The sequence below is a fragment of the Nonomuraea sp. NPDC047529 genome (genome assembly GCF_040642995.1).
In the GTDB taxonomy this organism is placed as follows: domain Bacteria; phylum Actinomycetota; class Actinomycetes; order Streptosporangiales; family Streptosporangiaceae; genus Nonomuraea.
Window position 1 is genome coordinate 16559 of sequence record NZ_JBEYTJ010000037.1, and the last position, 15520, is coordinate 32078.

At 71.9% G+C, this 15520-nt stretch carries 16 protein-coding genes and 3 tRNA genes; 14 read left to right on the forward strand and 5 right to left on the reverse strand.

Translation table 11 applies throughout. The annotated features are described in order from the left end of the window. Positions 1-18: 18 nt before the first annotated feature. The 3 genes from ABZ815_RS40445 (at position 19) to mihF (ending at position 2175) form a co-directional block, all read left to right on the forward strand. A complete protein-coding gene (locus ABZ815_RS40445) occupies positions 19-1254 on the forward strand; it encodes an ROK family protein (RefSeq protein ID WP_357706641.1) in 1236 nt (411 codons plus the stop codon). A 108-nt stretch (positions 1255-1362) separates the two neighbouring features. Next, a complete protein-coding gene (locus ABZ815_RS40450) occupies positions 1363-1767 on the forward strand; it encodes a heme-binding protein (protein WP_357706642.1) in 405 nt (134 codons plus the stop codon). 102 nt (positions 1768-1869) lie between these two features. Then, complete coding sequence (gene mihF / locus ABZ815_RS40455; protein WP_043641121.1) at positions 1870-2175, forward strand: integration host factor, actinobacterial type; 306 nt, start codon at positions 1870-1872, stop codon at positions 2173-2175. A 129-nt stretch (positions 2176-2304) separates the two neighbouring features. On the opposite strand, the gene ABZ815_RS40460 is transcribed toward mihF, so the two are convergent. Then, positions 2305-2952, reverse strand: a complete 648-nt coding sequence (locus tag ABZ815_RS40460; RefSeq protein WP_357706644.1) for a response regulator transcription factor — start codon at positions 2950-2952, stop codon at positions 2305-2307. Further along, positions 2943-4190: a sensor domain-containing protein gene (locus tag ABZ815_RS40465; RefSeq protein ID WP_357706645.1), complete on the reverse strand. Its 1248-nt coding sequence runs from the start codon at positions 4188-4190 to the stop codon at positions 2943-2945. Before ABZ815_RS40465 ends, ABZ815_RS40460 begins: the two co-directional genes overlap by 10 nt. A 186-nt stretch (positions 4191-4376) precedes the next feature. Here ABZ815_RS40465 and ABZ815_RS40470 point away from each other — a divergent pair, with 186 nt between their 5' ends. From ABZ815_RS40470 to ABZ815_RS40480, 3 genes are read left to right on the forward strand one after another with little or no spacing between them, the layout of a single operon-like run. Beyond that, positions 4377-5642 (forward strand): acyltransferase, encoded by a 1266-nt coding sequence (locus ABZ815_RS40470; RefSeq protein WP_357706646.1) that lies wholly within the window; start codon positions 4377-4379, stop codon positions 5640-5642. 37 nt (positions 5643-5679) lie between these two features. Further along, positions 5680-6219 carry an N-acetyltransferase family protein gene (locus ABZ815_RS40475; RefSeq protein WP_357706647.1) on the forward strand — a complete coding sequence of 180 codons (540 nt, stop codon included), beginning with the start codon at positions 5680-5682 and terminating at the stop codon, positions 6217-6219. Continuing rightward, positions 6216-8723, forward strand: a complete 2508-nt coding sequence (locus ABZ815_RS40480) for a DUF3516 domain-containing protein (RefSeq protein WP_357706758.1) — start codon at positions 6216-6218, stop codon at positions 8721-8723. Before ABZ815_RS40475 ends, ABZ815_RS40480 begins: the two co-directional genes overlap by 4 nt. Before the next feature lie 131 nt (positions 8724-8854). Here the strand turns inward: ABZ815_RS40480 and ABZ815_RS40485 are convergent, their stop codons facing one another. Further along, positions 8855-9418 carry a hypothetical protein gene (locus ABZ815_RS40485; RefSeq protein WP_357706649.1) on the reverse strand — a complete coding sequence of 188 codons (564 nt, stop codon included), beginning with the start codon at positions 9416-9418 and terminating at the stop codon, positions 8855-8857. An 8-nt stretch (positions 9419-9426) separates the two neighbouring features. Between ABZ815_RS40485 and ABZ815_RS40490 the strand changes: the two genes are divergently transcribed. Next, positions 9427-9930, forward strand: coding sequence for a DUF2087 domain-containing protein (locus ABZ815_RS40490; RefSeq protein ID WP_357706650.1), 504 nt, complete (start codon positions 9427-9429; stop codon positions 9928-9930). A 17-nt stretch (positions 9931-9947) separates the two neighbouring features. On the opposite strand, the gene ABZ815_RS40495 is transcribed toward ABZ815_RS40490, so the two are convergent. Then, positions 9948-10856 (reverse strand): helix-turn-helix domain-containing protein, encoded by a 909-nt coding sequence (locus ABZ815_RS40495; RefSeq protein ID WP_357706652.1) that lies wholly within the window; start codon positions 10854-10856, stop codon positions 9948-9950. Between the two features lie 41 nt (positions 10857-10897). Between ABZ815_RS40495 and ABZ815_RS40500 the strand changes: the two genes are divergently transcribed. After that, positions 10898-11677 (forward strand): phytanoyl-CoA dioxygenase family protein, encoded by a 780-nt coding sequence (locus ABZ815_RS40500; protein WP_357706654.1) that lies wholly within the window; start codon positions 10898-10900, stop codon positions 11675-11677. Positions 11678-11745: 68 nt separating this feature from the next. On the opposite strand, the gene dusB is transcribed toward ABZ815_RS40500, so the two are convergent. Further along, positions 11746-12855 (reverse strand): tRNA dihydrouridine synthase DusB, encoded by a 1110-nt coding sequence (dusB, locus tag ABZ815_RS40505; protein WP_357706656.1) that lies wholly within the window; start codon positions 12853-12855, stop codon positions 11746-11748. Between the two features lie 79 nt (positions 12856-12934). Here dusB and ABZ815_RS40510 point away from each other — a divergent pair, with 79 nt between their 5' ends. From ABZ815_RS40510 to ABZ815_RS40535, 6 genes are all read left to right on the forward strand, one after another. Continuing rightward, positions 12935-13570, forward strand: a complete 636-nt coding sequence (locus ABZ815_RS40510) for an ACT domain-containing protein (RefSeq protein ID WP_357706657.1) — start codon at positions 12935-12937, stop codon at positions 13568-13570. 48 nt (positions 13571-13618) lie between these two features. Then, a tRNA-Gly gene (locus tag ABZ815_RS40515) sits at positions 13619-13690 on the forward strand. A 16-nt stretch (positions 13691-13706) separates the two neighbouring features. Beyond that, positions 13707-13780, forward strand: a tRNA-Cys gene (locus ABZ815_RS40520). A 1-nt stretch (position 13781) separates the two neighbouring features. Next, positions 13782-13856, forward strand: a tRNA-Val gene (locus tag ABZ815_RS40525). 177 nt (positions 13857-14033) lie between these two features. After that, positions 14034-14654, forward strand: coding sequence for a maleylpyruvate isomerase N-terminal domain-containing protein (locus tag ABZ815_RS40530; RefSeq protein WP_357706658.1), 621 nt, complete (start codon positions 14034-14036; stop codon positions 14652-14654). 84 nt (positions 14655-14738) lie between these two features. After that, positions 14739-15485 (forward strand): hypothetical protein, encoded by a 747-nt coding sequence (locus tag ABZ815_RS40535; protein WP_357706659.1) that lies wholly within the window; start codon positions 14739-14741, stop codon positions 15483-15485. Positions 15486-15520: the final 35 nt, after the last annotated feature.

Here is a 15520-nt window from a genome sequence, read left to right on the forward strand (position 1 = left end):
GAGCATAAGCTGTGATGTGTGAGAAGTGCTACGACGAGCGGCGAACTTCGCGCGCACAACCGGGTCCGGCTGCTGCGCGCCGTGCACGACTGCGGGGCGACCCGTACCAGGTCGCAGCTCACCCGCGACCTGAACCTGGCCAGGGGCACGGCGTCGGTGCTCGTCGCCGGCCTGGCCGAGGACGCCCTGCTGCACGAGGAGCCCGCCGCCGGGCACACCAGGGGACGGCCCACGCAGGTGCCCGGCCCCCACCCGCGGGGCCCGCTGGCCCTGGCCGCCGACGTGCGCGAGGACGCCTGGGAGCTGGCGGCGTGCGAGCTGGGCGGACGGGTGAGCGTCCTGGAGGTCCAGCCGCACGACGGCACCCCGGAAGGCGCCCTGGCCTCGCTGGGCCAGGCGGTGTCGGACCACCTGTCGCGGCGGGTGGTGGGCCTCGGGGTGGCGCTCGCGGGCCCGGTCCGGCACGACGGGCTGGTCGACATCGCCCACCTGGGCTGGCGGTCGGTGGACGTGCCCCGGCTGCTGGCCCTCGGCCGGCGGGCGCCCGGCCCGGACCCGGTCGTGGTGGGCAACGACGCGGGCCTGGCCGCCCTGGCCGAGGCCCGCCGGGGACGGCTGCGCGGCGTACGGCTGGGCCTGCACCTGCACGTGGACTTCGACCTCGGCGGCGTCCTCGTCGTGGACGGCCGGCCGCTGGACGGCGCGAGCGGCCCCGGCGCCGAGTTCGGCCACATGCCGCTGGGCGGCGGCGACCGGCCGTGCGCGTGCGGCGCGACCGGCTGCTGGGGCCAGGAGGTGGGCGCGAACGCGCTGCTGCGCCACGTGGGCCTGGCCTACGGCGGCGGCCGGGGCCGCGCGCAGGCGGAGGAGGTGCTGGCCGGCAGCCGGGAGGCGGTCGAGGCGGGGGCCCGCGCGCTCGGCCTGGGCATCGCCGCCCTGGTCAACGCCCACGATCCCGAGGTCGTCACGCTCTCCGGGCACGGCCCCGCGCTGCTGGAGCGCGCGGGCGAGGCCCTGACCGGCTCCTGCGCTCCCGCGCTGATGGCCATCCGGCGGGAGCGCCCGCCCCGGATCGAGGCCGCCGCGCTCGGCTGGCGCGGCACGCTGCTGGGGGCCATGGAGTCGGTCTTCGACGCCTTCCTGACCCCCGAAGGGCTGGAGAGATGGCGTGAAACAGGCCCCGACCAGGGCGCCGACACGCCCGGATCACGAAATGTGACGCATTCCACCCCGAAGCAGAAAATCCTGCAATAGCGCTCGGCCGTACGAGCCCCGACCAGGCGATCTTGCGGGCCCCGGCCCCGCCGCTGTACGGATGGAAGAGCCCGGCGCGCTCACGACCATCGACGGGGGTGGGAACGCATGGATCTGGAACTCGCGCTCCGCATGACCGAGGCCGCTCTGAAGCAGGCCGTCCGGGAGGGCGCGCTGGTCTCCGTGGCGGTCGTGGACGGGGGCGGACATCTGGTGTCTTTCCAGCGTATGGCGGGTGCGGAGATCGCCGGGCCGGTGCTCGCGCCGGGCAAGGCGTACACGTCGGTGGCCCTTCGCACGGCCACCGCCGACCTCGCTCCGCTGGTGGCGCCGGGAGGGGAGCTCTTCGGCCTGACGGGTGACCGATTTGTCTGTTTTGGTGGTGGTGTCCCCCTCTGGGCGGACAACGGCGAAGGGGAACGCGTGGTCGGCGGCGTAGGGGTCAGCGGCGGCACGATCGCCCAGGACGTGGCGTGCGCCGAAGCGGCCGCCCTGGTGTGGCGGACTCGTTGAGCGGGCGCTTTCCGCAACACGAACCGCTGGTATCCGCCATGATTAGCCACTGCACCACGGGAAACACTTTCCCGAACCCAACTCCCCGAGGAGAGAAACGAGATGGCACTTCCCACTCTCACCCCCGAGCAGCGTCAGGCGGCTCTGGCGAAGGCGGCCGAGGCCCGCGCGGCCCGCACGGCCCTGCTCGCCAAGGTCAAGGCGGGCGAGCTGACCTTCGCCCAGCTCCTGGAGCGCGACGACGACATCGCGAAGAAGATCAAGGTGTCCCAGGCCCTGCGCGCGGTCAAGGGCGTCGGCCCGGCCAAGGCCACCGCGCTCATGGAGGAGGCCGGCGTCGACGAGAAGCGCCGTCTCGGCGGCCTGGGCGCCCAGCAGCGCAAGAAGCTGGTCGACGCGCTCGGCTAGAACCGGGCGGCCGGGTCCGCGCGCCACGGCGCGCGGACCGGCCGGCGACCCCTCGTAGGGCCAGGAGGGGCCGGAGAGCGGCGAGCGCTCCACGGCGGGCCCGGCCGAGGGGTCAACCTCAGGCGAAGGTCAGGACCTGAGGTAGGCCAGCACGGCGAGCACGCGGCGATGCTGGTCGCTGTCGTCGGCGTAGAGGCCGAGCTTGTTGAAGATGCTCCTGATGTGCTTCTCCACGGCGCCGTCGCTGATGACGAGCTGCCGCCCGATGGCCGGGTTGGACTTGCCCTCGGCCATCAGCCCGAGCACCTCACGCTCGCGCGGCGTGAGCTGCGCCAGCGGGTCGTCCTTGCGTCTGCGGACCATCAACTGGGACACCACCTGCGGATCGAACACGGTGCCCCCCGCCGCCACCCGCCGCAGCCCCTCCAGGAACTCGTCGACGTCGACGACCCGGTCCTTCAACAGGTAGCCCACCGCGCCACGGGCGTCGGCGAGCAGATCGTCGGCGTAGGAGACCTCGACGTACTGCGACAGGATGAGCACCGGGGCGCCGGACACCCTGCGCCGGGCCTCGACCGCCGCCCGCAGCCCCTCGTCGGTGAACGACGGCGGCATGCGCACGTCGACCACCGACACATCGGGCCTGTGCTCGACGATCGCCTCCACGAGGGCGTCACCGTCCCCCACGGTGGCGACCACCTCGAAGCCGAACTCCTCCAGCAGCCTGACCAGGCCCTCCCTGATCAGAACCGCGTCATCGGCCACGACTACCCGCACGGCACCTCCGCCACGATCACCGTCGGCCCGCCGTCCGGCGACCGAACGGTGAGCTCCCCGTCAACGGCGCGGAGCCGGTCGGCCAGACCGGCCAGGCCGTGTCCCTTGGCGACGTGTGCGCCGCCCACCCCATCATCCCCGATCGTGAGCATGAGGACGTCACCGATGCGGGCGAGCTGGACCGTGCAGATGGTCGCGCGGCTGTGTTTGGCCACGTTGGTGAGGGTTTCCGCGCAGACGAAGTAGATCGCGTTCTCGGTCGCCGCCTGGAAGCGGCCCACCGTCTGCACGTCGAGGTCGACCGGCACCGTGCAGCGGCCGGCCAGGGCCGCCAGGGCGGGCGCGAGGCCGCGGTCGGACAGGATGGGCGGCGCGATGCCGCGCGAGAGGGCGCGCAGCTCGTCGAGCGTCTCGCGGGTGGCGCTGATCGCCTCGCCGATCGTGGCCGAGGCGGCCTGCGGGTCCTTGGCGAGCTGCCGCTGCGCCCTGGACAGCTCCATGGCCAGCGAGACCAGGCGCTGCTGCGGGCCGTCGTGGATGTCGCGCTCCAGCTTGCGCAGCGCGTTGGCCTCGGCGGAGACGGCCGCCGCCCGGCCCTCGGCCAGGTCGTCGATGCGCTCCTGCAGCTCGGCGACGCCGGTCAGCAGCGCCCGGCCGAGCCCGGCCCTGACCAGCGCGGCCCCGCGCACCATGAACGGCATGATGAAGGCGAACACCAGGCCGAGCGAGACGTAGAAGATCGTGTTCACGACGTAGCCGGTGCCGATCCCGAGCAGCTGGGGCAGCTCCATGTTGCCGGGGATGCGCGAGGTGATCAGGCCGTAGAGCGGGTAGGTCAGCCCGAGGATCGGGATCGCCCAGAACACCACGGTCAGCACGAACGCCAGGACGGCGAACGGGAAGTTCAGGACGCCGTGCAGCAGGTCCAGCCACGACTGGCCGTTGGTCAGCGGGTTGACGATCCGGCGGAAGCGCCCCGCCCCCTCCGGCGCCGGACGGTAGCGCGGCCGTACGGGCGGCCGCTTGAGCACGTCGGACAGCCAGCCGCGCTCGGCGTCGGCGAAGCCCCTCGCCACCAGGAGCGTGCCGGCCAGCAGCGGCACGCCGATCCACACGACCGCGGTGCCGACGCCCGCGGCGAAACCGGCAATCATGATCACGAAGCCGATGACGGCCGTCGGGAATCCGACCAGCGTGTAGCGGGTGTCGAGAAGGACACGCCTCATCAGGGAGCGCATGCATTGAAGGCTAAGTCCCCCGGCGGGGCGGTACGAGCCGGTACGCAGGCGTCCGGTGGTAGGGCCAGCCCTACCACCGGGGGTGGTGTGATCTTGACCTGAAGAGTGCGGCCTGCGGCAATGTGCGCGAGCCCCCGGGACGGAAGCCTTGAGTCATCCGCTCCCCCGCTCGAAACGAGGCTCCCCATGACCGTCCTGCTCGATCGTCCGGCGCCGGTACAGGCGCCGGTCCGGGCGCCGCGCGCGACGGCGCGGGACCCGTTCATCGACCTGCTGCGCGTGCTCGGCATGGCGCTCATCGTGCTCCAGCACTGGACGATCCCCGTCCTGTCCTACGAGGGCGGCCGGCTGACCACGGGCAACGCGCTGTCCACGCCGGGGGTGTGGGTGGTGACGTGGCTCAGCCAGGTCATGCCGCTGGTGTTCTTCGCCGGCGGGGCGGCCAACGCGATCAGCCGCGGCCGGTCGGCCAAGAGCGACCAGGAGTGGCTGGCCGGACGCCTGCGCAGGCTCGCCTGGCCGTTGCTGCCGCTGGCGGCGGTGTGGATCCCGCTGCCCCACGTGCTGCTCACGCTGGGGGTGCCGGAGCAGCCGCTGGAGGTGGGCGCCAAGCTGACCGGGCAGTTGCTGTGGTTCCTGGCCGTGTACCTGATCGCGGTCACGGTCACGCCGTACGCGCTGCGTCTGCACCGCAGGTTCGGCGTGCTCGTCCCCGTCGCGCTGGCGGCCGGGGCGGCGCTGACGGACGTGGTGCGCTTCTCCACCGGCCTGGAGGCGGCCGGTTACCTGAACATCGTCTTCGTGTGGCTGGCCGTGCACCAGATCGGCTTCTTCTACGCCGAGGGCCGGGTGCGGATGGCCGGGTTGCTGGCGGCCGGCGGGTTCGGCGTGGCGGCGCTGCTGGTCGGGTTCGGCCCCTACCCCGGCAGCATGATCGGCCTGCCCGGCGCCGAGGTGTCCAACATGGCCCCGCCCACGCTGGCCATCCTGGCCGTCGGCGTCGGCCAGATCGGCCTGGCCGTGCTGCTGCGCCCCTGGCTGGTCCGGCTGCCCCTGCGCCGCGTCCTGGACTGGGCCGGCCCGCGGATCATGACCGTCTACCTGTGGCACATGCCCGCGCTGTTCGCCGTGACCGGCGTCGTCGTGGTCCTGCTGGGTGTGGAGACGCCAGAGCCGGGCAGCCTGTCCTGGTTCGCCGGCTGGCCGGTGTGGTTCGGGATGTTGTGCCTGGTCATGTGGGGGCTGGTACGGGCGTTCGCCAGGTTCGAGACCCCGCCGTCGCTGCCGTACGGGAACGCCGGCCGGGGGGCCATGCTGGTGGCCGCCGGGCTGGTCGGAGCCGGGCTCCTGACGCTGACCGTGGGCGGCTTCGCGCCGGGCGGCGGCCCGTTCCTGGCGGTGCTGGCGGTGCTCGGCGGCCTGCTGATGACGGCGCCCAAGGCCCGCGCGTAACACCGACGAAATCCGTGCCCGGCCACAATCGGGGACCATGACGATGATTCGCGACCTGAACGAGGACGACGTGCCCGCGGTGGCCGCCATCTACGCCCATTACGTGACCGGCGGCGTGGCCACGTTCGACGAGGTCCCGCCGGAGGCCGGCGAGTGGCGGGCCAGGGCGGCGGCGCTCACGGCGGCGGGGCTGCCGTTCCTGGTGGCCGAGGACGACGGCGTGGTCACCGGTTACGCCTACCTCGGCCAGTACCGGCCCAAACCCGCCTACCGCCACAGCCTGGAGGTCTCGATCTACCTCGCGCCCGGGTCCACCGGCCGCGGGCTCGGCCGCCTGCTGCTGGGCGAGCTGATCCGGCGGGCGCCGGCGACCGGCGCGCGCTGCCTGATCGCGGTGATCGCCGACGGCGGCGACCCGGCCTCGCTGCGGTTGCACGCCGCCTTCGGCTTCCAGGACGTGGGACGGCTGAGGAACGTGGGGTTCAAGCACGGCCGCTGGATCGACACCGTGCTGCTGCAACTCGACCTCCCCCAGGGGGCGGCGGGTTCGACCATGCGGCAATCTTCGGCAGGATAGATACCGTGAGCCTTCTCGTTGACCGCCTGCCGGAAGAGATCGACGCCGATCCCGACGCCATATTCGACGCGTTCGTCGCCTGGAACGCCGAACGGGGGCTCACGCTCTATCCCGCCCAGGAGGAGGCCCTCATCGAGGTCGTCTCCGGCAACAACCTGATCCTCGCGACGCCGACCGGCTCGGGCAAGTCGCTGGTGGCCGCCGGAGCCCACTTCGCCGCGCTGACCCGTGACATGCGCACGTTCTACACCGCGCCGATCAAGGCGCTGGTGTCGGAGAAGTTCTTCGACCTGTGCGCCGTCTTCGGCACCGACAACGTCGGCATGATGACCGGCGACGCCAGCGTCAACCCGGGCGCGCCCATCATCTGCTGCACGGCCGAGATCCTGGCCAACGTGGCCCTGCGCGACGGCGCGGCGGCCGACATCGGCCAGGTCGTCATGGACGAGTTCCACTTCTACGCCGAGCCCGACCGCGGCTGGGCCTGGCAGGTGCCGCTGCTGGAGCTGCCCGACGTGCAGTTCGTCCTGATGTCGGCCACGCTCGGCGACGTGTCGATGTTCGAGCGCGACCTGACCAGGCGCACCGGGCGGCCCACGTCGGTGGTCAAGCACGCCGAGCGGCCGGTGCCGCTGGTGTACTCGTACCGGATGACGCCGCTGCACGAGACGCTGGAGGAGATGCTCACCACCGGGCAGGCCCCCGTCTACGTCGTGCACTTCACGCAGGCCGCCGCCATGGAGCGGGCCCAGGCGCTCATGTCGATCAACATGTCGACCAAGGCCGAGAAGGAGGCCATCGCCGCGATGATCGGCGGCTTCCGGTTCACCACCCGGTTCGGCCGGGCGCTGTCGCGGCTGGTCAAGCACGGCATCGGCGTCCACCACGCCGGGATGTTGCCCAAATACCGGCGGCTGGTGGAGCGGCTGGCCCAGGCCGGGCTGCTGAAGGTCATCTGCGGTACCGACACGCTCGGCGTCGGCGTCAACGTGCCCATCCGCACGGTCCTGTTCACCGCCCTGTCCAAGTACGACGGCAACAAGGTGCGCCGGCTGCGCGCCCGCGAGTTCCACCAGATCGCCGGCCGGGCCGGCCGCGCGGGCTTCGACACCATCGGCTACGTCGCCTGCCAGGCCCCCGAGCACGACATCGAGAACGCCAAGGCGCTGGCCAAGATCGGCGACGACCCCAAGCGGCGGCGCGGCTACGCCCGCAAGAAGCCGCCGGAGGGTTTCGTCGGCTGGAGCGAGGAGACGTTCGAAAAGCTGCAGCAGGCCGAGCCCGAGCCGCTCAACTCCCGCTTCAAGGTGAGCAACGCGATGCTGCTGGCCGTGATCAACCGGCCGGGCGACTGCTTCCAGGCGATGAAACACCTGCTCACCGACAACCACGAAGACCGCAAGTGGCAGCGGCGGCACATCAGCCAGGCCATCGCCATCTACCGGTCGCTGCTGGCCGGCGGCATCGTCGAGCAGTTCGCCGAGCCCGACGAGCAGGGCCGCCGGGCCCGGCTGACGATCGAGCTGCAGGAGGACTTCGCGCTCAACCAGGCGCTGTCCACGTTCGCGCTGGCCGCCTTCGACCTGCTCGACCGCGAGTCGCCCTCGTACGCGCTCGACATGGTCTCGATCGTCGAGTCCATCCTCGACGACCCCCGCCAGATCCTGTCGGCCCAGCTGAAGAAGGCGCGCGGCGAGGCGGTCGCCCAGATGAAGGCCGACGGCATGGAGTACGAGGAGCGCATGGAAGCGCTCGCCGGGGTCATGTACCCGATGCCGCTCGACACCCTGCTGCTCGGGGCGTACGAGACCTACCGGCGCGGCCACCCGTGGGTCGGCGACTACACCGTCAGCCCGAAGTCGGTGGTGCGCGACATGTTCGAGCGGGCCATGACGTTCGGCGAGTACATCCAGTTCTACGAGCTGGCCCGCTCCGAGGGCACGGTGCTGCGCTACCTGGCCGACGCCTACCGCACGCTGTCGCGCACGGTCCCGGAGCACCTGAAGACCGAGGACCTGGTCGACCTGATCGAGTGGCTGGGCGAGCTGGTCCGGCAGGTCGACTCCTCGCTGATCGACGAGTGGGAGAAGCTCACCAACCCCGAGGAGGCGCTGGAGCGCCAGGCGCAGCTGGAGACCAAGGTGCGGCCGGTCACGGCCAACCCGCGGGCCTTCCGCGTGCTGGTGCGGAACGCCATGTTCCGGCTGGTCGAGCTGTGCGCCATCGAGAAGGAGGACGAGCTGGAGGAGCTGGCCCCCGACGTCGACTGGGGCGCGGCGCTCGACGCGTACTACGCCGAGCACGAGGAGATCTTCACCGACGCCGACGCGCGCGGGCCCGCGCTGCTGCGGATCGAGGAGGAGAGCGGCCTGTGGCGGGTGCGCCAGACGGTCAAGGACCCGGCCGGCGACGGCGACTGGGGCATCGACGCCCAGGTCGACCTGACCGCCTCCGACGAGGAGGGCCGGGCCGTGCTGCACGTGCTGGGGCTCAACCGGCTCTAGAGGCTCCGCGAAAGAGAACAAGCCGTGTGCCGGAACGGACTGGCAAGGGCGTTCCGGCACCGGCTTGTCGCTTCATTGTCAGGCGGCGAAGTTAGGCGTCCGGTCATGACGATGTCTCAAGATCGAGACATTCAGCACTCCGCCAGGTCGCAGATCTTGGCGAGCATCGTGCCCGCGTCCTTGCGCTGCTGCCTGAAGTCGGACTTGGCGGGCTTGCCCCACTCACCGCCGGCCGTGTAGAGGATCAGGGCGTTCGCGCGGCGGGTCACGACGGCCCGCTCGCCGCCGACGGCGGGCTTGCCGTGGGAGTAGGCCTGGCCGACGACCTGCAGGCCCTCGTCGCCGAGCGCCAGCTTGGCGACGCTGTACCGGTAGCCCGCGGTGCCGCAGGTCCGTACGGCCGTCCTGAGGTCGCCGACCGCCTTGCCGGCGGCCTCCGGCGAGGAGTAGAGGATCACCTGCTCGGACTTGGAGTAGTCGGGCACCGACGTGTACACGATCGTCCTGGCCGCCGCGCGACCGGCCAGGCCCAGCCCGGCCTTCTGGCACGGGTTCACGACGAGCTGCGCGTTCTTCTTGCCCGACACCGTCCAGCTGTGCTCGGGGTTGGGGTCCTTCTTGGCGGCGGCCTTCTCGTACAGCAGGAAGTTGCCCGGGATGGCCAGGCTGGCCGCGACGAACAGTGCTGTGATCATGGGACAAAATGGTAGGGGTGAGCGACGAAAACCTCAGACGCGTGCTCGGGCTGCTCTGTCAGGACGACACCCTGCGCGCACTCGCGTCCCTGGTGCTCGGTGACACCGGCGATCTGCCCCCGAAGGCTCTCGACCGCCTGGCCAGCGGCGGCCTGGCCGAGCGCGGCGACGACGGCAAGTGGCGGGCGCGGCCGGAGCGGTTCCGCGAGCTGCTGCGGGAGCAGGCCGAGCCCCCCGCCGAGCTGAGCGCCGAGGAGCGGGTGCTGCGCACGTTCCTGGTCGACGGCCGGCTGACCACCATGGGCATGCGCCGCGACAAGCGGCTGGTCGTGCTGCGCTACATCTCGCGGGTGTTCGAGCCGGGCGTGCGCTACCCGGAGAAGGACGTCAACGTGGCTCTGCGGGCCTTCCACGACGACTTCGCGGCGCTGCGCCGCTACCTGGTGGACGAGGGGATGCTGTCCAGGGAGGGCAACGTCTACTGGCGCAGCGGCGGGCCGGTCGAGGTGTGATGCCGGAATGAGCGCGGTCAGGGGCGGCGCAGGCGGGCGCGGTAGTCGCGGGGCGGGAGGCCGTACTCGCGCCTGAAGGCGCGGCTGAAGTGGAACGGGCTGACGAAGCCCGAGGCGGCCGCCACCTGGCCGACGTCCAGGTCGGTCACCTCCAGCAGGCTCGCGGCGTGCCGCACCCGCGCCTTCCGTACGGCGCCCATCGGGGTCTGGCCGGTCCGGGCCGCGAACACGTGCGCGAACCTCGACGGCGACAACGCCACGGCCCGGGCCAGCGAGGCGACCGAGTGCCGGGCGCCGGGCTCGGCGGCGATGAGGTCGAGCGCGCGGCGCACCCGTTCGTCGCCGTCCTCGGACCCGGGCGCGGGCACGGCTCCGGCCGAGGCCGTGGCCAGCACCAGCACCTCCTCCACCGCGCCGAGCACCAGCTCACGCGCGGGGCCCGACCTGACGACCGCCGGCGGCGGCGCGGTCGCGGCGGGCGGACCGGTGGGTGGACCGGTGGGCGTGGCGTCGCCCGGGATCCAGCGGGCGTCCTGGAGTGCGCGGCCGAAGGCCCGGTCGACGCGCTCACGCACCCCCGCGGGCACGCCCTCGACCAGGTGACAGCCGGTGGCCACGGCGTACGGCGCGAGCCAGCCCGTCCAGGAGGGACGCGGCTGGAAGTGCACCCACCAGAACCGCCACCGTTCCGCCCCCGGCGCGACCCGGTAGCGCTGCGGCGAGTCCGGCCCGAGCACCGCCAGATCCCCCTCCCGCACGGTGAACGCCGCCCCCGCCTGCTCGACGCGCCCCTCCCCCGCCTGGGTCCACAGCAGCAGCCAGCTCGGCGAACCATGGGGGCGGCGGGTGCCGTAGCCGGCCGGCTGGTCGAAGTGGCCCACGATCGTCAGCTCGGCAGCAGGAACAGACAGGTTCTCAGCGGTCACGGTCATACCGTCCCACGAGCCGGGTCCCTACCGTGAAGGGCATGAGGCTGAACGACTTCCACGACCGGGGGTACGTGCTCGTCCCCGCGCTGCTGGCTCCGGAGGAGGTGGCCGAGCTGCGCGAGGAGTTCATGGCCCTGCACGCCGGCGGCCCGATCCCCGGACATTTCACCCCTCGTCCCCAGGATCCGGGCGCCCCCTACGACGTCCTGCGCGACTACCCCCGGATCATGCACCCCCACCAGGTGAACGACGTCGCCCTGCGCTACCTGCTCGACGCCCGCTTCGCCGAGATCCTGCGCGAGCTGCTCGGCGAAGAGCCGATAGCAGCCCAGAGCATGTTCTACTTCAAGCCGCCGGGGGCCCGGGGGCAGGCGCTGCACCAGGACAACTTCTACCTGCGCGTCGAGCCGGGCACGTGCGTGGCCGTCTGGGTGGCGCTCGACCAGGTCGACCGCGCCAACGGCGGGCTGGAGGTGGTCCCCGGCACTCATCTGATGGACCTGTTCTGTCCCGAGGAGGCCGACCAGGATCTCTCCTTCACCCGCGAGTACGTCCCGCCGCCCCCGGGCCTGGAACGGGCGCCCGTGGACATGCGGCCCGGCGACGTGCTGTTCTTCAACGGCAGCCTGGTGCACGGGTCGGAGCCCAACACCACGGCCGACCGGTTCAGACGCAGCTTCATCTGCCACTACACCGGCCGCTCGGCCGAGCGCATCTCGGCCTACTACGAGACGCTGACGATGGACGGGGAGCGCGTGCTCCTGGAGCCGTCCACCGGCGGCGGCCCCTGCGGCACCGAAGCCACCGGCCCCCACTGACCGCACTCACATCACCGGGCGGGACACCGGCCGGGACACCGGCCGGGACGCCCGCCGGTGTGCCGCCGTCAGCCGCCGGATATGTCGGACTCCGCCTCGTCCGGGACCACGCAGTCCCACGGATCGTCGAGCCACCCGTCAGGCAGTTGCACCTTCTGACGCTCGCCCGACTTCCCCCGGGGCGTGTCGGTGTTCGGCGGCCACGGCTGGTCGTGGTCCAGCTTGGCCAGCCCCTCCCGGAGCCCGTCGAGCGACTCGGCCGTGGCCAGCTCCCGCCGCAGCGCGCTCCCGACCTCGAACCCCTTCAGATACCAGCCGACGTGCTTGCGGAAGTCGGCGATCGCGTACCGCTCGATGTCGAAGCACTCGGTGAGGCCGGCCGCGTGGCGCTCCATCATCCCGGCCACCTCGCCGAGCGTCGGCCTGACCCGCTCGGGGCTGCCGTTGAAGGCGTTCTCCAGATCCTTGAACAGCCACGGACGCCCGAGGCACCCACGCCCGACCACCACGCCGTCGCACCCGGTGCGCGCCACCATGCGCAACGCGTCGTCGGCGGACCAGATGTCGCCGTTGCCCAGCACCGGGATCTCGGGCACGGCCTCCTTCAGGCGCGCGATCGCCTCCCAGTCGGCCACGCCGCCGTAGTGCTGCCTGGCGGTCCGCGCGTGCAGCGCGATCGCCGCCACGCCCTCCTCGACCGCGATGCGGCCCGCGTCGAGGTAGGTCAGGTGGTCGTCGTCGATGCCCTTGCGCATCTTCATCGTCACCGGCAGCGGGCCCGCGTTCGTCACGGCCGCCCGCAGGATCCGCCGCAGCAGGTTCCTCTTGTACGGCAGCGCCGACCCGCCCCCGCGCCTGGTCACCTTGGGCACCGGGCAGCCGAAGTTGAGGTCGACGTGGTCGGCGAGGTCCTCCTCGGCGATCATCCTGACCGCCCGCCCGACCACGTCGGGATCGACCCCGTAGAGCTGGAGGCTCCTGGGCCGCTCGGACTCGGCGAACCTGATCATCCTGAACGTCTTGGGATTGCGCTCGACCAGCGCCCGCGTCGTGATCATCTCGCACACGAACAGTCCGGCGCCCTGCTCCCGGCACAACACCCGGAACGCCGCGTTCGTGATGCCCGCCATGGGCGCGAGCACCACGGGCGGCCATACCCCAATCGGCCCAATCTTCACTCCGTCAGTTGTAGCGCAGCTCAGGCCGGAAGCGGTATTCGCCGGATAGGCTGTGGACCGGTATCCCAGGGAGGGATCGATGCTTCTTCGCGTGCGCGTGGCGCTGCCCGACCGTCCAGGGTCTCTGGCCCAGGTCACCAAGGCCCTGGGCACGGCGGGGGCCGACATCACCCAGGTCACCGTCCTCGACCGGGGCGCCGGCACGGCGGTCGACGACATCACCGTCTTCTGCCCCGAGAGCACCCCGCGGGAGGTGCTGGTCAAGAGCCTGGAGAGCGTCGAGGACGTCCATGTGGCGGGCATCTGGCCCACTCGTGAGACCGCCGGCACCTATCCCGAGCTGGAGATCCTCAAGTACATCACCCTGGCCGGCGACCGCGCGCTGACCACGCTCGTCGACTCGCTGCCCGTGCTGTTCAGCGCCGACTGGGCCGCCACGGCCGCCGACCACGGCGTGGTCTACGCGAGCTGGCGCACCCCGCAGGGCCTGGCCGTCCCCAGCCCGGCCCCGCCACGCCCGGCGGCCCTCACGCTGGACGGCGGCGCGCACGCCATCCACGCCCCGCTGCCGCCGCTCGCCCTCACCCTCCTGCTGGCCCGCTCCGAGGGCCCGGCCTTCCACCGCATCGAGGTCCACCGGCTCACCCGGATCCTGGAGATCTTCCTGAGCCTGCCGGCCACCGAACGCAGCGTCGCCCGCCAGCTCCGCAAATAGCGGGAGGCATCTGGTCTGAAAAGGCGCTAGAGTTAGGCACGCAACAGCGCGGAAGTGGCTCAGTGGTAGAGCATCACCTTGCCAAGGTGAGGGTCGCGGGTTCGAATCCCGTCTTCCGCTCGGAGTGGTTCGACTCGGTGGAGTGGCCGAGAGGCGAGGCAGCGGCCTGCAAAGCCGTCCACACGGGTTCAAATCCCGTCTCCACCTCCAAGGACGATTAGCTCAGCGGGAGAGCGCTTCCCTGACACGGAAGAGGTCACTGGTTCAATCCCAGTATCGTCCACCACGCTCCAAGGCCAGACTCGGAAGATCGGGTTCTGGCCTTTTCGCTGTCCGCTCCCCGATTCGCGCTTCAGGTGGACACCTGACGCCCGCCGAGTGGCGGGCGGGCTTCCCGGGGCGCCCGTACCAGCGGGGCCGCCCGTCCGGGCGTAAGGGGCGAGCCTGGGGAAGGGACGTCCCCATGGACATCGAACGTGCCCGCACGGCCTTCGCCGCCGCCTACCGCGAGCTCACGGTCACGGTGAACGAGTCGGACCTGCTCAGGCCCACCAGGTGCGCCGGATGGGCCGGGGTCGACCTGCTCTTCCATGTGCTGTGCGACGCCCAGCGGGCCCTCGTCGCGTTCGCCACCCCCGCGGACGGGCCACCCGACGTGGACCACGTCACCTATTGGAGCTCCTTCCAGCCCGCCGCCGAGGGCGCGGACGCCCACGCCTGGTGGGTACGCAGATCCGCCTCCGCCTTCGCGCGGCCCTCCGGGGTGCTGCGGGTGTGGGCGGACACCGCCCCCGCCGCGGTGCGGGCCGCGCTCGCGGCCGACCCCGCCGGGCACGTCGCCACGCAGGGGCACGTGATCGCCGTGCCCGACCTCCTGGCGACCCTGGCCACCGAGGCCGCCGTCCACCACCTGGACCTCCAGGCCGGACGGCCGCCGGCCCGGGAGGCGCTGGAGCTGGCGGGCGAGACCCTCGACGGGCTGCTGGGCGCGGATCGCCCGTCCCATCTGGACCTGCCCGCGTACGTGCTGGAGGCCACCGGACGGGTGCCGTCCGCCGACGACCGGTTCCCGCTGCTGGGGTGAGCGACGTCCGGGGGGCGTGGTCTCGGCGCTTGTGTGAGGCGGCCGTGCTCCGGCCGTGACCGGCGCGCGGCATGATCGCTGCTCGTGAAGAAGACGATGATCGCCGCCCTGGCGGCCTGCGCCTGTGTGCTGACGGCGACCGTGCCCGCCCAGGCCGCCCCCAAGGACCCCGTACGCGCTCTCAAGGCCAAGCTCGCCACCGGGCACGGCGTGCGGTTCACCGAGACGACCATGCTCTCGGGCGAGAAGAAGGCCAAGATCCAGAGCCGCAAGGGGACCTTCCAGTTCAACGCCAAGGGCGTGGCGGCCTCCGACATCTCCGCCGTCCCCGTGGGCCGTCCCCGCGAGCGGACGATCAGCATCGGCAAGGTCAGCTACACCTCGGGCGGCATGTACGCCGAGCGCCTGCCCGAGGGCAAGTCCTGGCTCAAGGGCAACGGCCTGCCCGGCGGCGGCAGCGGCTTCTTCGGGCAGGTGATCAACCCCGTCGAGCCCACGACGCTGGCGGCGCTGGTCAAGAAGGGCGCCCTGCGCGGGAGCACGCTCACCGGGAAGATCACCTTCAAGGAGCTGGCGAGGGTGTCGCGCTGGTTCGACGCCTCGATCCCGCTGCGCATGCACGACGACACGAAGGTCTCCTACACGCTCACGCTGACCTCCGCCGGGCTGGTGAGCAGGGTGAAGTCGTCGTACGCGGCCACGGGGATCTTCGACACCAACCAGTTCGAGGGCGGGACGATCACGATCGACAGCCGCTTCACCGGGTGGGGCGCCAAGGTGTCCATCAAGGCGCCGGACTCCGAGAAGGTGACCTCCGACAGCGGCGAGTGACCGCCCTCCTGGGGCTCTGGCGCACGGGTACGGGG

Coding starts and splice junctions, on each gene's coding strand:
- ABZ815_RS40450 (WP_357706642.1), top strand. CDS start 1,363: ATGGATCTGGAACTCGCGCTCCGCATGACCGAGGCCGCTCTGAAGCAG.
- mihF (WP_043641121.1), top strand. CDS start 1,870: ATGGCACTTCCCACTCTCACCCCCGAGCAGCGTCAGGCGGCTCTGGCG.
- ABZ815_RS40465 (WP_357706645.1), bottom strand. CDS start 4,190: ATGCGCTCCCTGATGAGGCGTGTCCTTCTCGACACCCGCTACACGCTG.
- ABZ815_RS40470 (WP_357706646.1), top strand. CDS start 4,377: ATGACCGTCCTGCTCGATCGTCCGGCGCCGGTACAGGCGCCGGTCCGG.
- ABZ815_RS40475 (WP_357706647.1), top strand. CDS start 5,680: ATGACGATGATTCGCGACCTGAACGAGGACGACGTGCCCGCGGTGGCC.
- ABZ815_RS40485 (WP_357706649.1), bottom strand. CDS start 9,418: ATGATCACAGCACTGTTCGTCGCGGCCAGCCTGGCCATCCCGGGCAAC.
- ABZ815_RS40490 (WP_357706650.1), top strand. CDS start 9,427: ATGGTAGGGGTGAGCGACGAAAACCTCAGACGCGTGCTCGGGCTGCTC.
- ABZ815_RS40500 (WP_357706654.1), top strand. CDS start 10,898: ATGAGGCTGAACGACTTCCACGACCGGGGGTACGTGCTCGTCCCCGCG.
- ABZ815_RS40510 (WP_357706657.1), top strand. CDS start 12,935: ATGCTTCTTCGCGTGCGCGTGGCGCTGCCCGACCGTCCAGGGTCTCTG.
- ABZ815_RS40530 (WP_357706658.1), top strand. CDS start 14,034: ATGGACATCGAACGTGCCCGCACGGCCTTCGCCGCCGCCTACCGCGAG.